This window comes from Streptomyces ovatisporus (genome assembly GCF_042653885.1).
Taxonomy (GTDB): Bacteria; Actinomycetota; Actinomycetes; order Streptomycetales; family Streptomycetaceae; genus Streptomyces; species Streptomyces ovatisporus.
On record NZ_JBHSFH010000004.1, the window covers coordinates 106,619 to 122,444 of the forward strand.

Below are 15,826 nucleotides of genomic sequence, written 5' to 3' on the forward strand. Positions count from 1 at the left end.
GCCCCCGGTTCACTGGCCCCGCTTGACCGCGCACAGCAGACCGTCGCCGACGGGCAGCAGTGAAGGCACCAGTTGCGTGCTCTCCCGGACCGTCCGCAGCAGTTCACGCAGCTTCAGCACCTCCGAGGGCTGGGGCGCCGAATCGACCGTGCGTCCGTTGGCGAACACCCCCTCGAAGCAGACCAGCCCGCCGTTGCGGAGCAGGCGCAGCGCCTCGTCGAAGTACGCCAGGCACTCGGCGCGGTCGCCGTCGCAGAACACCATGTCGTAGCCGCCGTCGGCCAGGCGCGGCAGGACGTCGAGGGCGGAGCCGGGGATGAAGCGGGCGCGGTTGCCGGCGAAGCCGGCCGCACGGAACGCCTGCCGGGCGAACTGCTGCTGTTCCGGCTCGACATCGACCGTCGTCAGCACGCCGTCGGGACGCATCCCGGCGAGCAGGTGGATGCCGGAGACGCCGGTGCCGGTACCGATCTCGGCGACGGCCTTGGCTCCCGTGGTGGCGGCCAGCAGGCGCAGCGTGGCCCCTGTGCCGGCGGATACTGCGCGCACGCCTGCCTGCCGGGCCCGTTCACGTGCCCAGCGCAGCGCCGCGATCTCGGCGTCGTCGACGAGCTCGGCGTCGTAGGCGTCGGCGAACGCCCAGCTCGACTGCCGGTTGCCGGTAATGGCCCTCTCCTGTCCCCGTCCTCCACGCAACCGTGACTGTATCCGTTGCCCCGGGAACCCGCTGATGGGACCGGGCGTTGAAAGGAGTGGAAGGTCTCAGGGGGTGTCGTGACGGAGTCGGTGCAGCAGGAACGGCGGCCCGGCCGTGAGCCGGTCAAAAGTGCTTATCCGGAGCTAACGGGCGAGGTGGCTATGGTTGGGGGTCCACTGGACACCACCAGAGCCGACAGGGGAGGTGCGGCTGCGGTCCGGGACCGTGGAATGCTGAGGCGTTTCCGCAGGTCCGGGGGCGAGCCGAAATCCGTGAGCGACATTGCTGACCAGGTCCACGCCGCCGATTCCGCGACCACGGCGACTTTCGACACCGATGCGGAGAGCCAGGCATGGACCCCTCCTTCCTGGGAGGAGATCGTCAGCACGCACAGTGCGCGGGTCTACCGCCTCGCCTACCGCCTCACGGGCAACCAGCACGACGCGGAGGACCTCACCCAAGAGGTGTTCGTCCGCGTCTTCCGGTCCCTGTCCACGTACACCCCGGGCACCTTCGAGGGCTGGCTGCACCGCATCACCACGAACCTCTTCCTGGACACGGTGCGCCGCAAGCAGCGCATCCGGTTCGACGCGCTCGCCGACGACGCGGCGGAGCGGCTTCCCAGCCGTGAGCCCACTCCGCAGCAGCACTTCAACGACACGCACTTCGACGCGGACGTCCAGCAGGCCCTGGACACCCTGGCGCCGGAGTTCCGGGCCGCGGTGGTGCTCTGTGACATCGAAGGTCTGTCGTACGAGGAGATCGCTGCCACGCTGGGTGTGAAGCTCGGCACCGTGCGCAGCCGTATCCACCGGGGACGTTCGCAGCTGCGCAAGGCGCTGCAGCACCGCTCTCCCGAGGCGCGCGCCGAGCAGCAGCGCGCCCTGAGCGCGGCCGCCCCGGGTGTCGGAAGTGGGGAGGTCGGTGCCGCGTGAGTGGCACAGGCATGGGGCGTCAGCTGCCGCAGCCCGAGAGAGGTCTCACTCCCGCCGAGCAGCATCTCGGCGACCGGCTGGCGGCTTTGATCGACGGAGAGCTGGGCCACGACGCCCGGGAGCGGGTGCTGGCCCACCTGGCGACCTGCCGGAACTGCAAGGCGGAGGCAGACGCACAGCGCCGTGTGAAGAACGTCTTCGCGGACACCGCGCCGCCGCCGCCCTCGGACGGACTTCTGGCGCGCCTGCAGGGGCTGCCCGCGGGAGGCCCGGACGGCCCGTCGGACGCCGACGGCTCCGGCGGCCCGCACCGTGGTGCGGGCGGCGGCCTGCTGGGCGGACGCCCCCGTACGTCACCGGGCTCGATGCCGGGCGGCTCCGGCAACTCGTCCTGGACGTTCGACTATCTGCGCGGCGGGCGGGCGGAGAGCGCGCTCTCGCCCAGCCGCGGCTTCGGGATACACGAGACGGACCGGCCGTCCTCGCGTGGGCGCCGCTTCGCCTTCGCCGCGGCGGGCGCCGTCTCGCTCGCAGCCCTCGCTCTCGGCGGAGGGCTCGGGCCCGGACCGGCGGGCAGCTCCCCCGCGGCCGCCAAGGGCGACGCCGGTGGCGCCTCGGCCAGCTCCGTCCGTACGACTTCGACCGCCACCGGTACCGAACGTGACCGACGGCGCCGGGACACCGGCGGTGTGCGGAGCGAACGCGGCGGCGCGCTCAGCGTGAATTCGGCAACCGGGAGCTCGGTCGGCGCAGCCGCGAAGACGGAACAGGACGTTGCTTTCCACCGCGGTGCTCCGTGGGCGGCACCGACAGCGCCGCGTTCCTCGCGGGAACGACCGGACACCGTGCTTCCGCTGCTGCGTGAAGTGCTCCTCGATTCGCCGCTCACGCGCTCCGCGTTGCCGTCGTTCGCCTACAACTCCTATGGCACGGAGCCGTACACAGGAACGACGGTGGACGCCTTCTCCGGCGGGGCGCCGGAAGAGAGCGCACCCGTTCCTGCGCCTTCTCCCGTCGTCACGGCGGCACCCCCGCAGGGCTGAGCCGGAAGCTGCGACGCCGCTTCACTGCACATGCTTCTCCGGACCTGATTGAATTCCGTTGCAACGAGGGTGATTTGTCCTGCGTGGGCGAGCAACGGGGAGAGCATGGACGAGAAGTCCGCAGAGTCGTGGCCGAAGTGGTGGAGCCGTCCACACGGGAATTCAGCCCGGCAGCCGTCGGTCTCGGCTCCCTCCTGCTCGTCCGTACCCCAGAACGCGGACCGGCCTGACAGCTCTTCGGACGCACAGCGTGAGAGTCCGCCGAGCGACGGTGCCGCCCCGCCCTCGGTGAGCGCGTCCGGAGCGGGCGCCGCGGCCGCCACGGGCGACAGGCGGCCACGGCCGGCGGCAGAGCCACTGCACGGTGCCGACCCGTACAGCACGCCGCCTTACGGTGGCCCGGGCCCGTGGGCTCCCGCCCCGCTGGTGCAGCGGCCTTCTGTGACGCCCGCACGGGGCGTTCCGTTGCCCACCACGGCAACGACACCCGCATCCGGCACGTCACTCCAGCCGGCACCCGCCGTGTCTGCCGACCGGGCGGTCCTCCCGGAGACCGCCGTCGCTCGCCCCGTGCAGCAGCCGCAGGAGCCGCGGATCTCCGTCGGTGCCCAGCGGCTGCGCCACGACCCGTGGGCCGTCCCCGCCCCCGCTCCGGCGCAGGACGGACCGGTCGAAGGCGGGCGCCGGGGAACCCGGTTCGTCGTCGCCGCTCTGTTGCTGTCCCTGGCTGCCGGGATCCTCGGCGGCATCGGAGGCGCGTACGCGGAGCGGGACGGCCTCGTGGGTGACATCGAACTCCCGCAGGCGGTATCCGGCGCGGATGCCGGCGCCAACCCGGGCAGCATCGCCGCCGTCGCGAAGGCGGCACTGCCCGGCGTGGTCACCCTCCACGTCGGCGAGGGCGACGGTTCCGCCACGGGCACCGGCTTCGTGCTGGACAAGCGGGGCCACATCCTCACCAACAGCCATGTCGTCGACTCGGCAGCCGACGGAGCCCGGCTTGACGTCACCTTTCACGACGGCCGTTCCGCCCGGGGAGAGGTGGTCGGGACGGACCGGGGTTACGACCTCGCAGTGGTCAAGGTCAGCGGCGTCCGGAGGCTCGTGCCCCTGCCGCTGGGCGACTCCGACTCCGTCGCGGTCGGTGACCCGGTCGTGGCCATCGGAGCGCCCTTCGACCTCGCCGGCACTGTCACGAACGGCATCATCAGCGCTACCCACCGCCCCGTCACCGCGGCAGGCGGCCCGGACGGCGGAGGCACCAGCTACGTGGACGCCCTGCAGACGGACGCGGCCATGAACCCCGGGAACTCCGGTGGACCGCTCGTCGACAGCCGGGGCCGTGTGGTCGGCATCAACAGCGCGATCCGGTCCGCCGACAGCGGCTCGGAACTCCCCGCAGGCGGCGAGGGCGGCAGCATCGGTCTGGGCTTCGCCATACCGGTCAACCAGGCACGGCGCGTGGCCGAGGAGCTGATCAACGAGGGGCGTGCCGTCCATCCGGTTCTCGGCGTCAGGCTCGACATGGCATACGGCGGCGACGGTGCGCGGGTCGCCACGGCGGGAAGCAGCCGGGACGGCAGGCCTGTCGTGCCGGGCGGTCCGGGCGACGAGGCCGGCATCCGGTCGGGCGACGTCATCACAGCGGTGGACGGGGCGGACGTGCACAGCGCGGAGGAGCTGATCGTCAAGGTCCGCAGTCACCGGCCGGGCGACGTGCTGGACCTGACCGTCCGCCGGGACGGGAAGTCGCGACCGGTGCGTCTCGAGCTCGGCGCGGCGGCTGACGACGAGTGATCCGCACGCGCTCCGGTCGCACGGGAACGAGTCCGTCCGGGGTCCGTGGCCGGGGTTGTCGGCCGCCTGCCTTGCACCGGATGGGGCAGCCGATGCCCGGGCGGGCTCCCACCGGAGCGGGCAGTCCGGGTACCGTGACATCGGGCCGTACTGCCCGTGAACGCATCAGGGATGAGGGAGCTGCAAGGTGTTCTTCGACATAGGACCCCTAGAGCTGGTCGCGCTCGTCATCCTGGCGGTCCTCATCTTCGGTCCGGAGAAGTTGCCCAAGGTGATCCAGGACGTCGCCGGCTTCATCCGGAAGGTGCGGCAGTTCTCGGACAACGCCAAGGAGGACATCCGCTCCGAACTGGGTCCGGAGTTCAAGGACTTCGACTTCGAGGACCTGAACCCCAAGACGTTCGCGCGGAAGCACCTCCTCGACGAGGACGACCTCGGGCTGAAGGAGATCCGCAACGGCTTCGACTTCCGGAAGGACATGGCGGATGTCACAGACGCCGTCAACGGGAGCGAGAACGCGGCTGGCACGGGCGGCGGCGGCAGCCGCGCGAACCTGACGAAGACCGCGGGAAGCGGAGTGGCGACGACCGACCCGCTCAGCAAGGACCGCCCTGCCCAGAGCCCCGCGAGCGATCCGCCGCCCTTCGACGCGGACGCCACCTGAGGCCCCTCCGGGCACTCCTGTACGCCGGCGAATCATCTGCCTCATCCGGGTCACCTGAGAGGCGCATCTCACGTCCCCGATGACGGTCCGATGTTTGGTCATGCCCGAAACGGCCGACCCGGGTGGCTATCCTCCCAGTGTCCGGGGTTCGCCGTCCGAGGGGGGCAGGCTGCCCGTGGCACAGGGCAAGGAGGAGGCGTCGCGCAATGGAGACGACGAGTCGGGTGGCCGGTGAACCCGGGCCCGCCGCACCGGAGGAACCCGGTGCCGAGCGGGCTGTGGACGGGTTCTTGACGGCTTCCTTCCCGTGGTACGGCCTCGACGAGGCTTTCACCGGGCCGCGCTGGCTGATGCAGGTCGGGACGGCGGCGGACGGCACGGTCGAGCACGGCTCGACAGGTCACGGCGAGGTTCCCTCGCTCAAGGTCGAGGCCAATCCGGACAACCAGCGCTTCGCCGTGACGGTCACGGTCGCCAGCCGTCCCGTCCGCCGCAGCGCTGACGGCACAGGGGTGCTGGAGGCGACCTCCGTGTCGACAGCGGCATGGCTGGCGGGCTCCGGATTGTTGTCGTGTACATGGCCACAGGAGATGGAGCGCGGCCTCCGTCAGGACTGGCTCGACCAGCAGACGAGCGTCGCCTGGGAGCTGGCCGACGATCTGGGCGGTGCCGGCTGGTCCACGCTCACCCTGCCGGTCGACGGCGTACCGACCGACTTCCACTATCGCGAGGCCGAGTACGGGTGGGTACTGGCGGGCGCGGCACAGGAAGGTGTCCACATCGGGGCGTACGGCCGGGGCATGAGCGCGTACGGTCTGGGCTTCGCCGTGGTCAAGGACATCACCAGCTACGAGCAGTGAGCGCGGGCCCGGTCGGCCGCCAGGCCCGCCGGGTCCGACGCTCAAGGGGCGCCCTCTCCGGAGGGCGCCCCTCTTGCGTGCGTCCGCGCGGCCTGCGTCCGTGCGCAGAGCGAGCGGGGCGTCAGAACTTGTTGCTGGGCGTGAGACCGAGGCTCATGCCCGACAGTCCGCGCTGCCGGGCGGCGAGCTTGCCGGCCACGTCACGGAGTGCGGCGCCCGCCGGGGAGTCCGGGTCGCTCAGCACCACGGGCTTGCCCTCGTCACCGCCTTCACGCAGCCGGAGATCGATCGGGATGCCGCCCAGCACCGGCACCTCGGTACCGGTGGTGCGGGTCAGCCCCTCGGCCACCCGCTGACCGCCGCCCGACCCGAAGACGTCGACCATCTCGTCGCAGTGGGGGCACGGCATGCCCGACATGTTCTCGATGACGCCGACGATCTTCTGGTGCGTCTGCACGGCGATGGAGCCCGCACGCTCCGCGACCTCGGCGGCGGCCTGCTGCGGGGTGGTCACGACGAGGATCTCCGCGTTGGGCACCAACTGGGCCACAGAGATCGCGATGTCGCCCGTGCCGGGAGGCAGGTCGAGCAGCAGGACGTCCAGGTCGCCCCAGTAGACGTCCGCGAGGAACTGCTGGAGGGCGCGGTGGAGCATCGGGCCGCGCCAGACCACCGGTGCGTTGCCGGGGGTGAACATGCCGATCGAGATGACCTTCACGCCGTGGGCCGACGGCGGCATGATCATGTCCTCGACCTGGGTGGGCCGTGCGTCCGTGCCCAGCATCCTCGGCACCGAGTGGCCGTAGATGTCCGCGTCCACCACGCCGACCTTCTGGCCCTCGGCCGCCAGCGCGGCGGCGAGGTTCACGGTCACCGAGGACTTGCCGACGCCGCCCTTGCCCGAGGCCACGCAGTACACGCGGGTGAGGGAGCCGGGCTGCGCGAAGGGCACCTCCCGTTCGGCCTTCCCGCCCTTGAGCGAGGAGGCCAGCTCACGCCGCTGCTCGTCACTCATCACATCGAGTTCGACGCTCACCCGTGTGACGCCCGGCACGCCCTGGACGGCCTCGGTTACGTTCGCGGTGATGGTGTCACGCATCGGGCAGCCCGAGACCGTCAGGTAGATCCCGACATCGACAGCGCCGCCGGGGGCGATGCCGATGGATTTGACCATGCCGAGGTCCGTGATCGGACGGTGGATCTCCGGGTCGTTCACCGTCGCGAGTGCGGCGCGTACGGCGTCCTCGGTGGGAGCCGTCGCTGCGGGACCCCCCTCCTGGGCGGACTCTGCGGGAGTGTCGGTAGCCATGCGGAAATGGTACGGCCGCCCGGAGGCGCACCCGAAGCCGCGGGTGGCGTCTTCCCGTCACACGGCGTCGTGAGGGCCCGGAGAGGAGTTCCCCCGGGACGGCTCCCGTGACTGCTGTCCGGGACGCTGCGCATGCTGCTGCGCGCCCTGCTGCCCGGACGGCTCCAGGTCCTTGACCATCTCCTGCAGTTCGGACCGGATCCAGTCCCGGGTGGCGACCTCCCCCAGGCCCATGCGCAGCGCCGCGATCTCGCGGGTGAGGAATTCGGTGTCGGCGATGCTGCGTTCGTTCTGCTTGCGGTCCTGTTCGAGGTTGACGCGGTCCCGGTCGTCCTGACGATTCTGCGCGAGCAGGATCAGAGGGGCGGCGTACGACGCCTGCAGCGACAGGGCGAGCGTCAGGAAGATGAAGGGGTACTCGTCGAAGCGCAGCGCCTGGGGCAGCAGCACGTTCCAGGCGATCCAGACGATGACGACGAACGTCATCCAGACGATGAAGCGGCCGGTTCCGAGGAAGCGCGCGATCTCCTCGGAGAGCCGTCCGAAGGCGTCGGGGTCGTACTCGGGGAGCAGTCTGCGGCGGGGGGCGCGGGGAACGTCCAGCCGTCCGCGGGTGTTGCTCCGCTCCCGCTCGCGCTCCCGCTCCCGTTCCCGCTCGCGCTCCCTCTCGCGTTCCCGTTCCCGTTCCCTCTCGCGTTCCCGGTCCCGGCCCCGGTCAGGCGTCATTCCGGCTCACCCCCTCCGGGTCGGTCTCGCGCGTCGTACCGAGGGGTTCCAGCGCGGCATCCTCCCGCCAGTCGTCCGGCAGCAGGTGGTCGAGGACGTCGTCGACCGTGACCGCGCCGAGCAGATGCCCGCCCTCGTCGACGACCGGGGCCGCCACGATGTTGTACGTCGCCAGGTAGCTGCTCACCGAGGGCAGTGTGGTCTCGGGCGGCAGGGGGCGCAGGTCCGTGTCGACGATCGAGCCGACAAGCGTGAAGGGCGGGTCGCGCAGCAGTCGCTGGAAGTGGACGACGCCCAGATACTTGCCCGTCGGCGTCTCGTCGGGAGGCCGGCAGACGAAGACCTGCGCGGCGAGCGGCGCGGAGAGATCGGGGTTGCGGATGCGCGCGAGCGCCAGCGCCACCGTGTCGTCCGGCTGGAGCACGATGGGCTCGGTCGTCATGATGCTTCCGGCGGTGCCCTCCTCGTACGACAGCAACCGCCGTACCGGATCGGCCCCTTGTGGCCTCATCAGTTGCAGCAGGCGCTCCTGCTCCTGCTCGGCGAGGGCCGAGAGCAGGTCGGCGGCGTCGTCGGGGTCCATCGCTTCGAGGACGTCGGCGGCGCGGCCGTCGGGGAGCTCGCCGATCAGCTCGATCTGGTCGTCCTCGGGCAGTTCCTCCAGTACGTCGGCCAGCCGGTCGTCGTCGAGCGCCCCGGCGACCTCCGTGCGGCGCTTCGCGGAGAGGTGGTGCAGGGTGTTGGCGATGTCCGCGGGGCGCATGTGTTCGAAGGTGGAGAGCAGAGTGGCGGCGCCCTGCTCCTTCTCCTCCAGCGCGAAGCCCGTCACCGCCGACCACTCGACGGTCAGAGTCTCGCCGCGCCGTCTGAGCGCACCGCCCTTGCCGCGGCGTACGAAGACCTTGTCGATCTGCCAGTCACGCCGGGCGGGCAGCTGCTGCATCCCCACATCCAGGACGGTGACCTGTTCCCCGGTCCCGGTGAGGGTGACGCGCCTGTCCAGGAGCTCCCCGAGCACCAACGTTTCAGCAGGGCGCTGCTCGAAGCGCCGCATGTTCACCACTCCAGTGGTGATGACCTGACCGGACTCGACGCCCGTCACCCGCGTCATGGGCAGGAAGACCCGTCGTCTGCTGACCACTTCGACGACGAGTCCCAGCACCCGCGGAGGCCGCGCGCGCCCCGCCTGCTCCCCGTCCGCGGCGGGCTGGTCCCGGAGCATCACGACGACGTCGCGCACCCGTCCGACCTGGTCACCGTTGGGGTCGAAGACCGCGATGCCCGCGAGGTGCGAGACGAAGACCCGGGTGGCGCCTGCGGCCATCTGTCGGGCCTCCTCTTCCGTCCGCGCTCCGGCGCCTGCGCACCGTTTGTCGGCTTCAGCCTAGCCTGGCGGCCCCTTGTGAGACCGTGCAGGATGGTCCGGACGGCTGCCGTCCGGAACCACTCGCGGGCCCCGGTAAGGTGCGGTTCCCCGGCCCGATCTCCAGGAGGTTGCCGACGTGGTTGGATGCGCCCGCACGCGAGGAGGCGCGGCCCTGAGGGGGGCCGTCTGCGCGGGACTTGCAGCGGCGCTGGCCGCATGCGGAAGCGGCGACCCCGACGAGGGCACGAACGGGATCGGCAAGCTGTCCGCGACGCGGATCGAGAAGAAGGCCAGGGCGGCGGCGGAGAACGCCGATGCCGTCAAGCTGGCCGGCAACGTCGTCAGCAAAGGGCAGACCTACCGTCTGAACATGCGCCTCAAGCGCGACGGCGCCACGGGCAAGGTCTCCAGAGGTGGTTCGGCCTTCTGGCTGCTGAAGATCGGCAAGGCGCTCTTCCTCAAGGCCGACGCCGGCTTCTGGGCCCGCCAGGGGAAGGGCGGCGAGGAGCCGTCCAGGTCGGACATCCAGGCAGCGGGCAAGCTCGACGGCAAGTACGTCAAGGTCCCCTCCGACGATCCGGCGTACGAGCAGCTCAGCGGCTTCGCCGACATGCGCGTGCTGCTGGACGGACTGCTGACGATGCGCGGCAAGCGTGAGACGGGGGAGCGCGGCGAGGTCGACGGCGTACGGACCATCCGCGTCATGGCCGGCGAGGGCGGCGGCGGCATCGTCGACGTCTCGCTGATCGGCAACCCCTACCCGATGCGGGTGGAACGCGGCGGAGGCGCCGGCTCGCTCGAACTCGACGACTGGAACAAGGAGTTCGAACTCCAGGAACCCCCGAAGAACCAGATCGTCGACTACGGCCGGAAGATAGCCGAGAGCCGGGGCTGACCGCTCCGGCTGTCCCGGCGGGCACCTGTGAGTTCCTGGTACCGCAGGTGCGCAGGGCCCGGACGAGCGGACCGGACCTCAGGAGTCGGCCTGGCGCCGCCTGCGGAAGAGCAGCTTCGGCAGCGCCGCCGGAATTCGCCGCCGCGTCGTCGCACGAGTGGGCAGCGGAACGGCCGCCTGCGCGTCGTCAGGCATCGAACCCGGCTGTTGTACGGGCGGGCCCGCCGGTTCCAGCCGCAGAACCCGGCACTCCCGCGCCCAACGGTCCGCGACGGTCTGGAAGTCGGGTGCGTTGAGCCGCTTCCCCCTGAGTTCGCCGACAGTCGTCTCCCAGCGTTCCGTACGCGGCGCCAGCTCCACCACACGGGCCGGCCAGACCACGAGCCGTCCGCCCTTGTCCTTGCTGCGCACGCTGACGGTGGCGGTTCCCCCGTCCGTCAACTCCAGTCCCTCCAGGGGCTGTTCCAGCGGTCCGTCGCCCAAGAGACACGCGGCACCGTCGTGCCACACGTGCCACAGTGACCGGGCGGGGCCTTCCGGCCCCCGTACCCAGATGAGGCCGGACTTCTTGCTGGCCTCCTCGACGAGGGCCTGATCGAGCAGCGTCATACGGGCAGGCTACCGGGCCGGACAGGTGCCGGGGCTTCCGCCAGGAGGGTGCCTTGACGCCCGCTGTCAACACCGGGCGTCAAGGCACGAGACGGGGCTCAGTCTTCAGAAGTAGCCACCGGCGCCGTACTCAAAGCCAGCCGTTGCGCTTGAAGCCGCGGTAGATGGCGACACAGATCGACGCCGTCACGGCCATCACCGTGGGATAGCCGTATTTCCAGTGCAGTTCAGGCATGTAGTCGAAATTCATCCCGTAGATGCCCGCGATCATCGTGGGCACCGCGAAGATGGCGGCCCATGAAGTGATCTTGCGCATGTCCTCGTTCTGCGCCACCGTGGCCTGGGCGAGATTGGCCTGCAGGATCGAGTTGAGCAGGTCGTCGAAGCCGAGCACCTGCTCGTTCACACGCGTCAGGTGGTCGGCGACGTCGCGGAAGTACTTCTGGATCTCCGGGTCGATCACCTGCATGGGACGCTCGCTGACCAGCTGCATCGGGCGCAGCAGCGGCGAGACCGCACGCTTGAACTCCAGTACCTCGCGCTTGAGCTGGTAGATGCGTCCGGCGTCGCCGCCGCGGCGGCCGTTGCCCGCGGTGTTGGAGAAGACCTCGATCTCGACCTCGTCGATGTCGTCCTGGACGGCGTCGGCGACCGCCAGATATCCGTCGACGGTCTGGTCGGCGATCGCGTGGAGCACCACGGAGGGCCCCTTGGCGAGCAGTTCCGCGTCGTCCTGGAGACGGTGCCGCAGTGCGCGCAGCGAACCCTGGCCGCCGTGCCGCACTGTGATGATGTAGTCCCGTCCTGTGAAACACATCACCTCGCCGGTTTCCACCACCTCGCTGGTGGCGGTGAGTTCGGCGTGCTCGACGTAGTGGATGGTCTTGAAGACGGTGAAGACGCTGTCGTCGTAGCGCTCGAGCTTCGGACGCTGATGTGCGTGCACGGCGTCCTCGACGGCAAGGGGGTGCAGTCCGTACTCCGTGGCGATGCCGGAGAACTCTCTCTCGGTCGGCTCGTGCAGACCGATCCACACGAACTCGTGCCCCTCGCTGGAGCGCACCTGCCGCAGTGCCTCGGCGGGCGTCATCTGGGCTTTGACGCGCTGCCCGTCCCGGTAGACGGCGCAGTCGACGACGGCGGTGCCCGAGTCGTCGGTGCGGGTGTTCTCGTACTGGTACGCCGAACGGCCGCCCTTGCGCAGGGACGGGCGTACGGCAGCGCGCAGGTCTCGGATCATCGACATGCTGGGCTCCTCGGGGATGCCGAGCCGTCGGCCGGTGCAGCGCTGCCCGGAATGTAAACCTACGGTTCCTGTACTGCGCAGGGGGCCGGAGGTCTGCAAAGCGGGTACCGCTCAGGCCGGTCGCGACGGCGTTCGCTGGTTCGCAGTCGTACGGGGTGGAGCGAAGCTCTGGCACTCTTCCGTGTCGCGGAACCCCGCGGAGAAATCCCGGAGGAAAAAGGCGCCCTGTGTGGTTTCACCGGTGAACCGATGGGGGAGTAGGGCGCTCAGGAGTGGGGCCGCGGTGGGACGGAAGAGCAGTTGGTACTGCACGGTCGACTCGGATCCATGTCAGTCCCACCTCCTCCGGCCGGTCCCTCTTGAGGGACGATTCGCATGCCTGACCAGCAGCCAAGGTAACACCGCTGGAGGACTGCTTCTGCCGGTTCCGGCTCCACCTCGCGTCTCTTTGCCACCTCCTTACGTGATTATCCTCGCGGCATGGCTCACGTATCGGAACTGGTGGAGGCGCGGCTGCGTTCGGCGCTCGGCGTACCCGAAGCGCGGGCGTCGGTGACGTTCCTCGGCACGGAGCGGATCGACGTGCTGCGCTTCGCGGACGGTGACCTGGTGCGTTATGCCACGCTCGGGATGTCGGCCGCCCCCATGACCGACCCTTCCGCGGCCCTCGCCGACCCCGAGCGCGGGCCGCGCGCCGAACTGGTCCTGTCCGTACGGGCGGGTGCCGCCAGGACCGACGAGGTGCTTCGGCCGCTCGCCGTACTGGCTGCGTCCCCTCAGGTCGAGGGCGTCGTCGTGACTCCCGGCGCCTCGCTGGACGTCGGCGAACCGCTGTGGCCGGAAGCGCCGTTCACGTCCGTCCTGGTCGCCGAACCGGGCGGTCTGGTCGAGGACTTGGCGCTCGACTCCCCCCTGGATCCGGTGCGTTTCCTGCCGCTGCTGCCCATGACGCCCAACGAGGCCGCCTGGAAGCGTGTGCACGGCGCCGGAGCGCTCGAGGAGCGCTGGCTGAAGCACGGCACCGACCTGCGTGACCCGCTCCGTGCCGCTGTGCCGCTGACGGACTGAGCCGGGCTCTGTCGCACCGTGGGGCAGGTGAGGCGAAGAGCGGGCGACCGACGGGCTTCGGCCAAGTTGGGACGGGTGATCCTTGACGCGGACGCGGCCGGGGAGGACCGTTGTGTGTCATGAGGGGCGAACCCAGTTGCCCGAAATGCGGTGGCCGGGTGCGGGCGCCCGGACTCTTTGCCGACTCCTGGCAGTGCGATCTGCACGGCACGGTGCACCCGCTCCAGCCCGTCGTTCCCCCCAGCGTCGAAGCGCTCGCCGTGGCTGTCGGACGGACGAAGGTGCCCGTGTGGATGCCGTGGCCGCTGCCGGTCGGCTGGCTGTTCTCGGGCGTCGCGTGTGCGGGGGACGACAGAAGCGGCGCGCGGGCCACCGCTGTTGCGTGCTCCGGGCCGGGCCCGCTCGGCGGTACCGGTGAACTCATCCTGGTGGCTGAGGAGTTGGGCGTCGGCCTGGGTGCGCGGTACGCGGGCGTGGACGGTGTGGACCCCGGGCCCGGCATGTGCGTCGACAAGCCTCCGCCCGTGAAGGTGCTGGCCGCCGGACGGCCGACGCCGCTGTGGCACGTCCCCGGTTCGGCCAGCGACCGGGCGGTCTTCGCGGGTGAGGCGCGCGGACTCTGGCTGTGGGCGATCGTCTGGCCGGAACAGTCCGGGCTGCTGATGTACGACGAGCTGGTGCTCACCGACCTGCGGGACGCGGGCGCCGAAGTCGACCTGCTCCCTTGCGGGACACTCTCGTCGCGCATCATCTCCTGAGCCCCCGCCAGGGCCGGACGGACCGGCTCTCCCGCTGCCGCGGACTGGCCGCGCCGGCCCGTACCGGGTGCGCTGCCGGACCCTCCTCGCGCGACGGCCCGGCCCCTCCGTCCGCCCGGCGAGTGCGCCGGGGGCGGCGGTTATCGTGGGAGCACCCCCTGCTCTCCGTCCCCGTCCGTAGCTGGAGCTCTGCACCGTGCGCATCGACCTGCACACCCACTCCACCGCCTCGGACGGCACCGACACCCCGGCCGGGCTGGTCCGCAACGCCCGGGAGGCCGGGCTCGACGTCGTCGCGCTGACGGACCACGACACCGTCTCGGGCCACGAGGCGGCCCTCGCGGCGCTGCCCTCCGGGCTCACGCTCGTCAGGGGGGCGGAGCTGTCCTGCCGGCTCGAGGGCGTCAGCCTCCACATGCTGGCCTACCTCTTCGACCCGGCGGAACCCGAACTCGCCCGCGAGCGCGAGCTCGTACGGGACGATCGCGTCCCCCGCGCCCAGGGGATGGTCCGCAAGCTGCGCGAACTGGGCGTCCCCGTGAGGTGGGAGCGAGTCGCGGAGATCGCCGGCGAGGGGGCCGTCGGCCGTCCGCACATCGCCACCGCCATGGTCGAGGCGGGCGTCGTCGGGAGCGTCTCGGACGCCTTCACCACGGAGTGGCTCGCCAACGACGGGCGGGCGTACGTCGAGAAGCACGAACTCGACCCCTTCGACGCGCTGCGGCTGATCAAGGGGGCGGGAGGAGTGGCTGTCTTCGCGCATCCGCTCGCCGCCAAGCGCGGCCAGTGCGTACCCGAGAGTGCCATCGCGGACCTCGCGGCAGCCGGCCTCGACGGTCTCGAGGCCGACCACATGGACCACGAACCGGCCACCAGGGCACGGCTGCACGGTCTCGCCGCCGATCTGGGCATTCTCGCCACCGGCTCCAGCGATTACCACGGCAGCCGAAAGACCTGCCGCCTCGGGGAACACACGACGGATCCCGACGTCTACGCCGAGATCGCCGCCCGCAGCTCGGGTACCGAGCCCGTCACGGGCTGACGCGCCGGCCCCGCCGCACCGCGTGCGCCCGCGCAGCGGCTGCCGGGACGCCTCGCGATCAGTGCGCTGCGTGGCCGGTGGCACGCCCGGGACCGGTCGACGGTGCCCAGCCCCCGCCACGTCCTCCCCCGTCCACTCCCGGGCGCTATGCCGCCCGGCCTCGCAGCAAGGCAACGCCGTGTTCGACTTCGCGCTCTTCGGCTCAGTGTTCATCACCCTGTTCGTCATCATGGACCCGCCGGGAATCACGCCGATCTTCCTCGCGCTGACGTCCGGCAGGCCCGTCAAGGTGCAGCGCCGGATGGCGCTGCAGGCGACGGCGGTGGCGTTCGGCGTCATCACCGTCTTCGGACTGTGCGGGCAACAGATCCTCGACTATCTGCACGTCTCCGTGCCCGCGCTGATGGTCGCCGGCGGACTGCTGCTTCTGCTCGTCGCGCTCGATCTCCTGACCGGGAAGGCCGACGAGCCCTCGCAGACCAAGGAGGTCAACGCCGCCCTCGTACCTCTGGGGATGCCGCTGCTCGCGGGGCCCGGCGCGATCGTCTCGGTCATCCTGGCCGTGCAGGACGCCGACGGCCTCGGCGGCCAGGTCTCGGTATGGGTGGCGATCCTCGCGATCCACGTGGTGCTGTGGCTGGTGATGCGCTACTCGCTGCTGATCATCCGCGTCATCAAGGAGGGCGGTGTGGTACTCGTGACCCGGTTGTCGGGCATGCTGCTGTCCGCGATCGCCGTGCAGCAGATCGCCAACGGCGTCGAGCAGTTCATCGCAGGCCGGGCCTGAGACGAGGGGACCCGGGACGAGCGG

General features: G+C 70.8%; 16 protein-coding genes. 10 read left to right on the forward strand and 6 right to left on the reverse strand.

Annotated elements, in window-relative coordinates; translation table 11 throughout:
* Positions 1-9: 9 nt before the first annotated feature.
* Positions 10-696, reverse strand: coding sequence for an O-methyltransferase (locus ACFPA8_RS05350; protein ID WP_386443062.1), 687 nt, complete (start codon positions 694-696; stop codon positions 10-12).
* Positions 697-858: 162 nt separating this feature from the next.
* Here ACFPA8_RS05350 and sigE point away from each other — a divergent pair, with 162 nt between their 5' ends.
* From sigE to ACFPA8_RS05375, 5 genes are all read left to right on the forward strand, one after another.
* Positions 859-1,632 (forward strand): RNA polymerase sigma factor SigE, encoded by a 774-nt coding sequence (gene sigE / locus ACFPA8_RS05355; RefSeq protein WP_386443065.1) that lies wholly within the window; start codon positions 859-861, stop codon positions 1,630-1,632.
* Positions 1,629-2,675 carry an anti-sigma factor family protein gene (locus ACFPA8_RS05360; RefSeq protein ID WP_386443068.1) on the forward strand — a complete coding sequence of 349 codons (1,047 nt, stop codon included), beginning with the start codon at positions 1,629-1,631 and terminating at the stop codon, positions 2,673-2,675. The genes sigE and ACFPA8_RS05360 overlap by 4 nt, the downstream gene beginning before the upstream one ends.
* A gap of 570 nt (positions 2,676-3,245) precedes the next feature.
* Positions 3,246-4,472 carry a S1C family serine protease gene (locus tag ACFPA8_RS05365; protein ID WP_386443071.1) on the forward strand — a complete coding sequence of 409 codons (1,227 nt, stop codon included), beginning with the start codon at positions 3,246-3,248 and terminating at the stop codon, positions 4,470-4,472.
* A 187-nt stretch (positions 4,473-4,659) separates the two neighbouring features.
* Positions 4,660-5,136: a sec-independent translocase gene (locus ACFPA8_RS05370; RefSeq protein ID WP_386443074.1), complete on the forward strand. Its 477-nt coding sequence runs from the start codon at positions 4,660-4,662 to the stop codon at positions 5,134-5,136.
* 206 nt (positions 5,137-5,342) lie between these two features.
* Positions 5,343-5,996: a hypothetical protein gene (locus ACFPA8_RS05375; protein WP_386443077.1), complete on the forward strand. Its 654-nt coding sequence runs from the start codon at positions 5,343-5,345 to the stop codon at positions 5,994-5,996.
* Between the two features lie 121 nt (positions 5,997-6,117).
* Here ACFPA8_RS05375 and ACFPA8_RS05380 read toward each other — a convergent pair whose 3' ends face one another.
* Genes ACFPA8_RS05380 through ACFPA8_RS05390 form a run of 3 tightly spaced genes read right to left on the reverse strand, consistent with a single transcriptional unit; the run spans position 6,118 to position 9,355 of the window.
* On the reverse strand, positions 6,118-7,305 hold the full coding sequence (locus ACFPA8_RS05380; protein ID WP_386443080.1) for an Mrp/NBP35 family ATP-binding protein: 1,188 nt from the start codon (positions 7,303-7,305) through the stop codon (positions 6,118-6,120).
* A gap of 57 nt (positions 7,306-7,362) precedes the next feature.
* The gene (locus ACFPA8_RS05385; RefSeq protein WP_386443082.1) at positions 7,363-8,031 is read right to left on the reverse strand and encodes a DUF1003 domain-containing protein; all 669 of its coding nucleotides are present in this window, start codon (positions 8,029-8,031) and stop codon (positions 7,363-7,365) included.
* Positions 8,021-9,355, reverse strand: coding sequence for a magnesium transporter MgtE N-terminal domain-containing protein (locus tag ACFPA8_RS05390; RefSeq protein WP_386443084.1), 1,335 nt, complete (start codon positions 9,353-9,355; stop codon positions 8,021-8,023). The genes ACFPA8_RS05385 and ACFPA8_RS05390 overlap by 11 nt, the downstream gene beginning before the upstream one ends.
* 178 nt (positions 9,356-9,533) lie before the next feature.
* On the opposite strand from ACFPA8_RS05390, the gene ACFPA8_RS05395 reads away from it, so the two are divergent.
* Entirely contained in the window at positions 9,534-10,292 is a 759-nt protein-coding gene (locus ACFPA8_RS05395) for a hypothetical protein (RefSeq protein WP_386443087.1), read from the forward strand.
* 78 nt (positions 10,293-10,370) lie between these two features.
* On the opposite strand, the gene ACFPA8_RS05400 is transcribed toward ACFPA8_RS05395, so the two are convergent.
* Both ACFPA8_RS05400 and ACFPA8_RS05405 read right to left on the reverse strand, forming a co-directional pair.
* Positions 10,371-10,901, reverse strand: coding sequence for a hypothetical protein (locus ACFPA8_RS05400; protein ID WP_386443090.1), 531 nt, complete (start codon positions 10,899-10,901; stop codon positions 10,371-10,373).
* A 130-nt stretch (positions 10,902-11,031) separates the two neighbouring features.
* On the reverse strand, positions 11,032-12,147 hold the full coding sequence (locus tag ACFPA8_RS05405) for a magnesium and cobalt transport protein CorA (protein WP_386443092.1): 1,116 nt from the start codon (positions 12,145-12,147) through the stop codon (positions 11,032-11,034).
* Between the two features lie 480 nt (positions 12,148-12,627).
* On the opposite strand from ACFPA8_RS05405, the gene ACFPA8_RS05410 reads away from it, so the two are divergent.
* From ACFPA8_RS05410 to ACFPA8_RS05425, 4 genes are all read left to right on the forward strand, one after another.
* Positions 12,628-13,215, forward strand: a complete 588-nt coding sequence (locus ACFPA8_RS05410; RefSeq protein ID WP_386443095.1) for a suppressor of fused domain protein — start codon at positions 12,628-12,630, stop codon at positions 13,213-13,215.
* Positions 13,216-13,334: 119 nt separating this feature from the next.
* On the forward strand, positions 13,335-13,973 hold the full coding sequence (locus tag ACFPA8_RS05415; protein WP_386443098.1) for a DUF6758 family protein: 639 nt from the start codon (positions 13,335-13,337) through the stop codon (positions 13,971-13,973).
* A 196-nt stretch (positions 13,974-14,169) separates the two neighbouring features.
* Entirely contained in the window at positions 14,170-15,015 is an 846-nt protein-coding gene (locus ACFPA8_RS05420; protein WP_386443101.1) for a PHP domain-containing protein, read from the forward strand.
* Positions 15,016-15,193: 178 nt separating this feature from the next.
* Positions 15,194-15,802, forward strand: coding sequence for a MarC family protein (locus ACFPA8_RS05425; protein ID WP_386443104.1), 609 nt, complete (start codon positions 15,194-15,196; stop codon positions 15,800-15,802).
* The last annotated feature ends 24 nt before the right edge of the window (positions 15,803-15,826 follow it).